The organism is Micromonospora sp. NPDC047707 (genome assembly GCF_040704235.1).
Taxonomy (GTDB): Bacteria; Actinomycetota; Actinomycetes; order Mycobacteriales; family Micromonosporaceae; genus Micromonospora.
On sequence record NZ_JBEYSU010000076.1, the window covers coordinates 1 to 8,078 of the forward strand.

At 67.5% G+C, this 8,078-nt stretch carries 10 protein-coding genes; 4 read left to right on the forward strand and 6 right to left on the reverse strand.

The annotated features are described in order from the left end of the window. Window positions 1–74: 74 nt before the first annotated feature. A complete protein-coding gene (locus tag AB0873_RS31085; protein ID WP_366604243.1) occupies window positions 75–197 on the reverse strand; it encodes a hypothetical protein in 123 nt (40 codons plus the stop codon). On the opposite strand from AB0873_RS31085, the gene AB0873_RS31090 reads away from it, so the two are divergent. Beyond that, window positions 184–1,011 (forward strand): transposase, encoded by an 828-nt coding sequence (locus AB0873_RS31090; RefSeq protein ID WP_366604245.1) that lies wholly within the window; start codon window positions 184–186, stop codon window positions 1,009–1,011. The two genes, AB0873_RS31085 and AB0873_RS31090, sit on opposite strands and share 14 nt — an antisense overlap. On the opposite strand, the gene AB0873_RS31095 is transcribed toward AB0873_RS31090, so the two are convergent. From AB0873_RS31095 to AB0873_RS31115, 5 genes are all read right to left on the reverse strand, one after another. Continuing rightward, a complete protein-coding gene (locus AB0873_RS31095; RefSeq protein ID WP_366604247.1) occupies window positions 1,008–1,421 on the reverse strand; it encodes a nuclear transport factor 2 family protein in 414 nt (137 codons plus the stop codon). The two genes, AB0873_RS31090 and AB0873_RS31095, sit on opposite strands and share 4 nt — an antisense overlap. A 196-nt stretch (window positions 1,422–1,617) precedes the next feature. Further along, a complete protein-coding gene (locus AB0873_RS31100) occupies window positions 1,618–2,619 on the reverse strand; it encodes a hypothetical protein (protein WP_366604249.1) in 1,002 nt (333 codons plus the stop codon). Window positions 2,620–2,633: 14 nt separating this feature from the next. Beyond that, window positions 2,634–3,374 (reverse strand): ABC transporter ATP-binding protein, encoded by a 741-nt coding sequence (locus tag AB0873_RS31105; protein WP_366604251.1) that lies wholly within the window; start codon window positions 3,372–3,374, stop codon window positions 2,634–2,636. Continuing rightward, window positions 3,350–3,793, reverse strand: coding sequence for a peptidase inhibitor family I36 protein (locus tag AB0873_RS31110; RefSeq protein WP_366604252.1), 444 nt, complete (start codon window positions 3,791–3,793; stop codon window positions 3,350–3,352). The genes AB0873_RS31105 and AB0873_RS31110 overlap by 25 nt, the downstream gene beginning before the upstream one ends. Before the next feature lie 68 nt (window positions 3,794–3,861). Further along, complete coding sequence (locus AB0873_RS31115; RefSeq protein ID WP_366604254.1) at window positions 3,862–4,140, reverse strand: hypothetical protein; 279 nt, start codon at window positions 4,138–4,140, stop codon at window positions 3,862–3,864. Between the two features lie 970 nt (window positions 4,141–5,110). Between AB0873_RS31115 and AB0873_RS31120 the strand changes: the two genes are divergently transcribed. From AB0873_RS31120 to AB0873_RS31130, 3 genes are all read left to right on the forward strand, one after another. After that, window positions 5,111–6,349, forward strand: a complete 1,239-nt coding sequence (locus tag AB0873_RS31120; protein ID WP_366604255.1) for an IS110 family transposase — start codon at window positions 5,111–5,113, stop codon at window positions 6,347–6,349. A 386-nt stretch (window positions 6,350–6,735) separates the two neighbouring features. Beyond that, the gene (locus AB0873_RS31125) at window positions 6,736–7,248 is read left to right on the forward strand and encodes a hypothetical protein (protein ID WP_366604257.1); all 513 of its coding nucleotides are present in this window, start codon (window positions 6,736–6,738) and stop codon (window positions 7,246–7,248) included. A 79-nt stretch (window positions 7,249–7,327) separates the two neighbouring features. Further along, on the forward strand, window positions 7,328–7,855 hold the full coding sequence (locus AB0873_RS31130) for a hypothetical protein (protein WP_366604259.1): 528 nt from the start codon (window positions 7,328–7,330) through the stop codon (window positions 7,853–7,855). The last annotated feature ends 223 nt before the right edge of the window (window positions 7,856–8,078 follow it).

Genomic DNA, 8,078 nt, shown 5'->3' on the forward strand with positions numbered 1-8,078 from the left:
GGCGCTCGGGCCGGTCGAAAGCCAACCGCGAGCCCGCGACCAGCAGCGACACGAAACTGATCACGCTCGTGTGCCTACGAACTGCGGAACTCCGGGACCACCACGACGATCGCCGCCGTCGCGGCCTGGCGCACCCGCAGCGACAATGCCACCCTGGCCATCTGCCGTCCCGAGGCGATCCGGTTGGCGCGTCGCATCCGTGCCCTCGACGCAGAACTCGCCGCCAACCACACCGCGCTATGCGAAGCTGTCACCGCGCAAGCGCCACAACTGCTCGCCCTACCAGGTGTCGGCGCCGTCGTCGCCGCCACCGTTCTGCTGGCCTGGTCCCACCCTGGCCGCGTCCGCTCCGAAGCCGCGTTCGCTGCCCTGGCCGGCGCATCACCGCTACCAGCCTCATCAGGCAATACCACCCGCTACCGGCTCAACCGCGGCGGCGACCGACGCCTCAACCGAGTGCTCAACACCGTCGCGCTGGTCCGGATGGGCCACGACCCTCGCACCCGCGACTACGTGGTCCGCCGCACCCGCGAAGGACGCACCAAACGCGAGATCATGCGCAGCCTGAAGCGCTACATCAGCCGGCAACTTTTCCGGACCCTGACGGCGCCCACTCAGCCACCAGCACCACTTGACAACTATAGAAGCATCTCAGTACTGGCGGCCTCGCCACAACAAGAACGGCGAGGCCGCCAGCGCCCCGATCGTAATCAGCTCTACCTCAACTCAAACCGAACCCAACCATCGCAAACCCCCAACCCCTGGCCCGCACCCGACCCAATACGTGGCTCTTCGAACTTGATCGGGGTTGAGCGCGTCGGTCGCCTGCTGAGGCTTTGGGGTGTGGAGCCGAGGCCGAAGGAATGGCCGCTCGAGGAGAGCCAGGTTGCCGAGCATGAGTCAGATTTCAGCTCGCCCCTCAAGGTCATCATGAGGCAGATCGACCGCGGGCCTGCGGCGGCCGGGAGCCGATTCGTGGTACTCGTCGACCTTCTGCCGTTGGAGGATTAAACCGCCAGCGCTTGCGCTACCGCCCAACTGTCTTCATACAAGTGGTAGCGAGAGATCTGTCCGTCTCGCACACTGAGGTGGAGCACGAAACGACTGTCGATGTCTCGCCCTGTGGTGCGGACCATCGAGATCAGATGGCCGACTACCACGACATCCTCGGTGTCCGCCAGCACCTTGCTAATCTCGAACTTCTTGCGATCCAGGTGGGTCGGCAGCCGGCTGAAGAACTCGAGCATGCCAGCCGGGGAGTCCGCTTGAGGGATCCACGGGATGCCTGGTGCGCCGGGAATGGAAAAATCCACTGAGGGGGCGAACAGGGCGGCCGCCGTCTGTAGGTCGTCGGCGGCGAGGTATTGAAATAGCTGCTCGGCCAGCTCGCGTGCAGTCGGAGTGCTCATGATCAACGTCAACTGGCGCTGCCAGACGGTTATTCCGGTTCTTCGACTTCGTGGCCTCTCGGTAGTAATCAGCGAAAAATCAACGACAACGCTGGTCAGGGCCGGTGCTGCAAGGCGCGGTGTCGCTCGGGCCGCCGATCGGTTGACCAGCGTTGCCGTTGATTTCGGGCTGGAAACTACGGCCGGGCCTGCGCCTGCGGTGGTGAGATCAGGCGGTGAGGCGATCGTCGCTGGCGAGTCGCCGGCTGGCCAGGATGCTGGCGGTGATGGTGGCGAGGTAGAACGCGGCGGTGGTCATCAGTAGCCAGGTCCACGGGATGGACAGGGTGAAGCCGCGAATCTTCACGGCGGTGATGACGACTGGCGGCACGGCAATGAGCGCGGCGAGCGCGGTGCTGACCAGGATCACGAGGCCGTTTTGGATGAGTAGGACGTGGCGGGCCCATCGTGGGGACAGGCCGATGGCGATGAGTCGGCCGAGGTAGCTGCGCAGCGTGATCACTTGGCTGCGGGCGACCGCCATGGTTGTGGCCAGGACGATCGCGGCGAGGCCGAGGACGGCGGTGTAGTAGGCCGGGGGGACCTTGATGGGTTCGGGTGGCTGGTAGATGCCAACCTGCAGCGGGTCGAGCCCGTTGTCGATGGCGGCTTGCTCAGCGGCGGTTGCCTGGGGCTCGCTGATGTCGGTGAACACGACCGCCGCGGGGGTGACGGTGAGGTTGAGGCGCTGGGCGGTCGCGCTGAGCAGCAGCCCGCTGACGCCGGCGGTCCACGCTGGTTCAAAGGTGGTGCGGATCGCGGGCAGGGCGGGGCTGGTGGCTATCACCCGGTCGCTGGCCAGGTCGTGCGTGAGCAGCGGCCGTTGGGTGGGTCCGTCATCCCAGACGAGCAGGCCGCCGTGGTGCAGTATCTGGATTTGCGCGTCGGTGAGCGGGTGATTGTTCAGGCGGCTGGCCTGCTCGGGGGTGTCGACCACGAGGACCGCGCCGATGCCGGCGTCCTTGACCGTGACATGCACCTTCTCGGTCGTCAGGTATCCGGTCTTCACTGGCGGTGCTACTGAGGTGAGCCGGGCGGAGATGGCGGTGACTACCTCGGGAGAAGGAGGTTGCATGGCCCCACCGGGTCCGGAGAGAACCACTTGATGTGGCGCGACGGCGGAGACGACGTCGTCCTGCGCGGTCGTGATCAGGGTGGCGAGCAGCGTCATCATGCCTCCGCACGTCAGGCTGTCCTCTCCGCCGCCAACTCCCGGCGAACGACACGGCCGTCGACCATCTCGTACACGGTGTCGGCGTACTCGCGGCACATCATGTCGTGAGTGCAGACCACCGCCAGGGTGCCCTGGTCGCACAGCTGCCGCAGCAGCACGAACAAGGCCCGTGAGTTGGTGGAGTCCAACGCTCCGGTCGGCTCGTCGGCGAGCAGCACCCGCCGGTCGCCGACCAGCGCCCGGGCGATCCCCACGCGTTGCCGCTGCCCGCCGGACAACTGGCTCGGCAGGCGACCCCCCAGACCTTCCAGCCCAACCCTCGCCAGTTGCTGGTCGGCCTGTGCGAGGGCTCCCCGAAAGGGCACACCTGTGACCTCCAACGGCAGCGCCACGTTCTCCCGGGCCGTGAACTCCTCGATGAGGTTGTGGTCCTGGAAGACCACCCCGACGCTGGTCAGACGCAGCCGCGCCCGCTGGTCCTCGTTGAGCCGACCAACATCGGTCGACTCAACGAGGATCCGGCCTTCATCCGCCTGATCCAGCCCCGCGACGAGGTTCAGCAACGTCGACTTGCCGGACCCGCTGGCGCCGAACACGCAGACGAACTCGCCCGCCCGCGCCCGCAGGTCCGCCTCCCGCACGGCCCATACCGTTTCCGAACGGGTCACGAAGCGACGGCTGACACCCTCGACGGCGAGCAGGGTCTCAGCGGCGTCGGCCGGCGAGATCAGCACCCGCGATCGGTCCGCCACGACGACAGTTCGTCACTGTCGAAGACGTTGATGTTGTCGTCCTCGGTCAGCTTCGCCATGTTCCTGCACGCACCTCCGCCGTCGTGGTCGTAGTACCAGGCGGCGTTGGTGCTCGTCCGGTTCTCCCACGAGTCCATGTGGTCGTTGGCCGAAGCACTCACATTCGCGATACCGCCACCGGGACCACGCGAACCCAGGAACCCGACCCAGTTGTTGCCATCGTAGATGCAGACCAGGTTGGATCCGCAGAACGCGGGATTTCCGGCCGACGCGGCGGCCGGGAACGCCAGCCCGCCGGCCGCGATCACCGCCCCCGCCAGCAGCAGTTTGCTGATACGCACGCGCTCTCCCTCCGTGAGCCTGACAGCCGGAACGACCACCAGGCAGCGACATTGCATGTGCAGACGTAATTTGCGCATTCCAGTAGGTCAATGGACTGGACGGCGATCTGCTTTGCGAAAGGTGAACCTCACGACATGACTGATATTCACGCCGTTCGCTCGACGGGAATTCCGCCGCAAACAATTTCGCGAAGGTGACAACGGCGTCTCGGTGTCGCGCCGCCAATTCGTGGGGCCGGCACGGTGCGGATCCGGCCGGTGTCGACGTCGGCCTGGTGGCGGCGTTGGGCGGCCCGTAGCTCGTAGGCGCGTTGCCGGCAGGACCGGTCGCAGTAGTGCTTCTTGCGGCCGGTGGCGGGCTGGACGATGGCGTTGCCGCACCACCCGCACGGCGTCTGGATCTCGCGTTCGGCGACCCCCGTCATCGCCCCACGGTAGGCCGGAGATCCGTCACTGACGTTGCGCCGCACTGGCCAGTGCAAGAGGTGTGTCCGTCTCGTGGGGCCGCGGTTTGGCGGTCACGCGGGCTCCTGTCCGCAGGGCAGGGGAACCCCGGCGGGGGTCGGTGGCCCGTCCCGCAGGGGCGGGGCGGCGGACGCCGGGCACACGACGGCGGCTGGCCTCGGTAGGCGTCCGACGCGGCCTCGCGACGACGAGAGTCTGCCTTTTCTCCAACTTGCTCCGGCAGCGCCGGACGCCGACGACGCGCCCCGCAGCGGGCCAAAAGAGACTCTTTTTCTCCAACTTGCTCCGACGACATCGGCGCAGTTCGACCGCTCTGGGCACGGGCGGATCGCCGTGGTGATCGCGACACTGAGCGGCCAGGTGATCAGCACCGGTCCGGGTGACGATCAGGGTGATCAGTTGGCGGGTTCGGCGGGCTGTCGGGGAGAAAAACCGGGAGCGGGGTCGTGGGGTCTCCCGCCGGCCGACTACGAAAAACCGGGGGGCGGGTACGCCGTTCGCCGTCACCGGAGCAGCGCCTGGCCGTGTTCCTGTCGACCGCGCCCGGTCGGACCCCACTTTGGCGGCCAAAGTGCATATCTCATGGGTTGCGAAGGGTCCGGCCAGCGGTCAGACGCCTTGTCGAATCGCGGCCGTTCAGGTCTTGAGCAGGACCGTGCGCAGCGCCGCTGGCCTGGCCCTTCGCCCATCCGTCAACCGGTGTACGTGGGCCGTGATCTTCTTTCGTGGTTCCAGCCGCCGGCGCAGATCCACCCCTCATGTCTGATCGCGAAGCCGTCGAGCTCTCAACCAAGACCGGGGCCGCTGCGTCGGCCGCTGGGGTCACGAACGGCTGATCGGATGTCGCGCCGTGAGCGCTGCCATGAGAGTGCCGCCGTGGTCCCGTCCGGGCTGGACGCCGCTTGTCCGCTGCGAGAGAGGACTACGAGGTTGAGAGTGTTCTGCGGAATCGACTGGTCGGAGCGGCATCACGATGTCGCGCTTGTCGACCGGGACGGGCAGCTGGTGGCTCGCCGCCGCATCAGCGACGACCCGGCCGGCTTCGCCGTGCTGCTGGAGATGCTGGGCGCCGCCGGCGACAGCGTCGACGAGCCAGTGCCGGTAGCGATCGAGACACCGCGCGGTCTGTTGGTCGCGGCGCTGCGGGCCACGGGCCGGCCGGTGTACGCGATCAACCCGATGGCGGCCGCGCGGTATCGCGACCGGCACAGCGTCGCCCGCCGCAAGTCCGACCACGGTGACGCCACCACCTTGGCCAACATCCTGCGTACCGACCGGCCCATGCACCGACAACTGCCAGCCGACTCCGAGCTGGCTCAGGCGATCGCCGTGCTGGCCCGTGCCCAGCAAGACGCGGTGTGGCACCGCAACCGCATCGCCAACGAACTGCGGTCACTGCTGCGCGAGTTCTACCCGACGTTCCTGGCCGCGTTCGTCGACCGCACCGACGGCCTGGCCGCACCGATGGCCCGTCGGGTGCTCGCGCTCGCCCCGACGCCGGCGGCCGCGGTCGCTCTCACCGCAGACACCGTGCACGAGATCCTGGTCGACGTCGGCCGGCGCCGTAACGTCGCCGCCGACGCCCAGGCCATCACCGCGGCGCTTCACACGCCGCAGCTGCGTCAGCCGTCGCTGGTCGAGCAGGCGTTCGGCCGGCAGGCCGCCGGTCTGCTCGGGATGCTCAACGCGGCCTGCGCCGCTGTGGCCGACCTGACCGCCGCGACCAGCCAGGCGTTCACCGAGCACCCCGACTACCAGGTCATCACCAGCCTGCCCGGCCTCGCCGACGTCTCCGGCGCCCGGGTGCTTGCCGAGATCGGCGACGACCGGCAGCGCTTCGCCGACGCCCGCGCCCTGAAGGCCTACGCCGGTTCGGCACCCATCACCCGAGCCTCCGGCCGCACCCGCGTCGTCGTATGTCGCCGGGTGAAGAACCAACGACTCGCATCAACCGGCCACACGTGGGCCTTCTCCGCCCTGATCGCCTCACCCGGCGCTCGCGCCCACTACGACCGGCGCAGAGCCGCCGGCGACCGCTTCGCCGCCGCCCAACGGAACCTGTTCAACCGGCTCCTGGGCATCCTGTTCCACTGCCTGAGCAACGGCGTCATCTACGACGAACAGCGCGCCTTCCCTCCGACGCCGACAGGCGATCCCACACCCGCGTAGCGGCCCACCCGACTGCCGCCAAGGTCCGACCGCGCCCGGTCGAACCCCACTTTGGCGGCCAAACCGCATGTCTTGCCCCCTGTCGCGGGCCATTCCGGTTCCCCGGCCACCACGAACCCCCAGGGGCGTTACCAACCAGGCGGCACGACCACCTGGTCCACCAGCGTGCCCTCAGCACAGCGCTTGACAACCACCAACGCTCGATGTCTTGCCCGCGCGGGCCGGTCGCGTCGACGGCCACGGTGGTGGAAGAACGGAACCTCGCGAAGGGGTTGCCACGGGAAGCGTGCACGTTTCGTGGCCTGCTGGTGGGGAAGGCGCGCTGAGTGTTTGCGCCTGTCGGTGAGAGCCGAGCAGTCATGTCCCGCAAGGGAAAAGGAGGAGCGGTGATTGGGCCAGTGCAACTCCTGATGATCGGCTTCAAGGGATCCCAGCCTCCCGACGAGGTGCGCAAGGAGCTGGATCACCTACTCATCGAGCATGACCACGTACGGGTGATCGACGTGCTCACCCTCGTGATGCATCGGAATCGCACAGTTGAACGGCAACAGGCTCGGGACCTGCTGCCTGCACTTCCGGCAGATTCCGGAGATCTGGTGGACAGGCTGCTGCGCGGGGCCGGGGCGGCGGCGGTAATGGGAGATAGCACCTCGGGCGGAGCGGGCTACCTGTTCCGCGGGGACGACATTCCGCAGCTACGACAGCACATGCGGCCAGGTACCGGCGCGGTGATCCTTCTTCTCGAACACCTGTGGGCTGTTCCGCTACGCGACGCTGTCGCGGAGTCCGACGCCTTCCCCGTCGCGGACGCCTGGGTCGGCCGTACGGCCCTGCAGGACCTGGACCTGATGCCCTCCACGACGTCGATGAGTTCAGCCGCGGGACATGCCGCACGGTGATCGCTGCGAACCGGGGTAGGCCGCCGCCTGGCTGGGCCACCTCGGGCCGTTGTTGCGCAGGCATGAAAGGCGGCTGAATATGAACTTCGCGTACATAGTGACCGAGTACGACGTCCACGGCGACCAGGTGGCCACGCGCAGCGGAGACACCAGCGCCGACTGGGACCTCACCGGCGTTGACACCACCAACGCCGGCCGGGTCGCCGAGGCGATCGCAGGGCAATGGCGGCCCACCACCGCGGCGGCGGTCAGGTGGACGGTGCGGGTGTCCTCGGTGTGGGGTCCTATCGACGAGGCGAAAAGAGAGGGCCAAACCGGCCAGCAACATCAGGAACCGCCGCACCCGCGGGTACTTGGAGAACAGTTGGCGCCGATGGCAGGGCAGCTACACCGACTCACCAAGCCACTCACCAACGTGCCATCGCCATCGCCAGGACTGGAACTAGCCAGGCTGACCGGGGAAATCGCGATACAAACGACTACCGTGCTCAAAGCCACCGGCTACCCGGCCGGACCCCAGCTACGATCCCTGCGCGCCCTGGCCGCACAACTAGCCGACGCCGCCGACGCCGCGTTCCAGCAGGAATCACCCCGCCAGCACGGATAACCACCATCGACTCGGCTGATTCTGACGAAGCACACACGCCATTACCAGCGCGGACGCCGATCGATGACTATGGGTGAGGGGGCGTGTTGTCGGCGGTGAATCGGCCTGGGTTTCTCGGAGGGCATGATCTAAGCCTCGATCCGTGGATCAGGTCGGCTTGTGATGGCGTCCGAGTTGGCGTGTAGATGGTGAGAGTGCCCGTCTGGGCTGGGATGATCGGGTT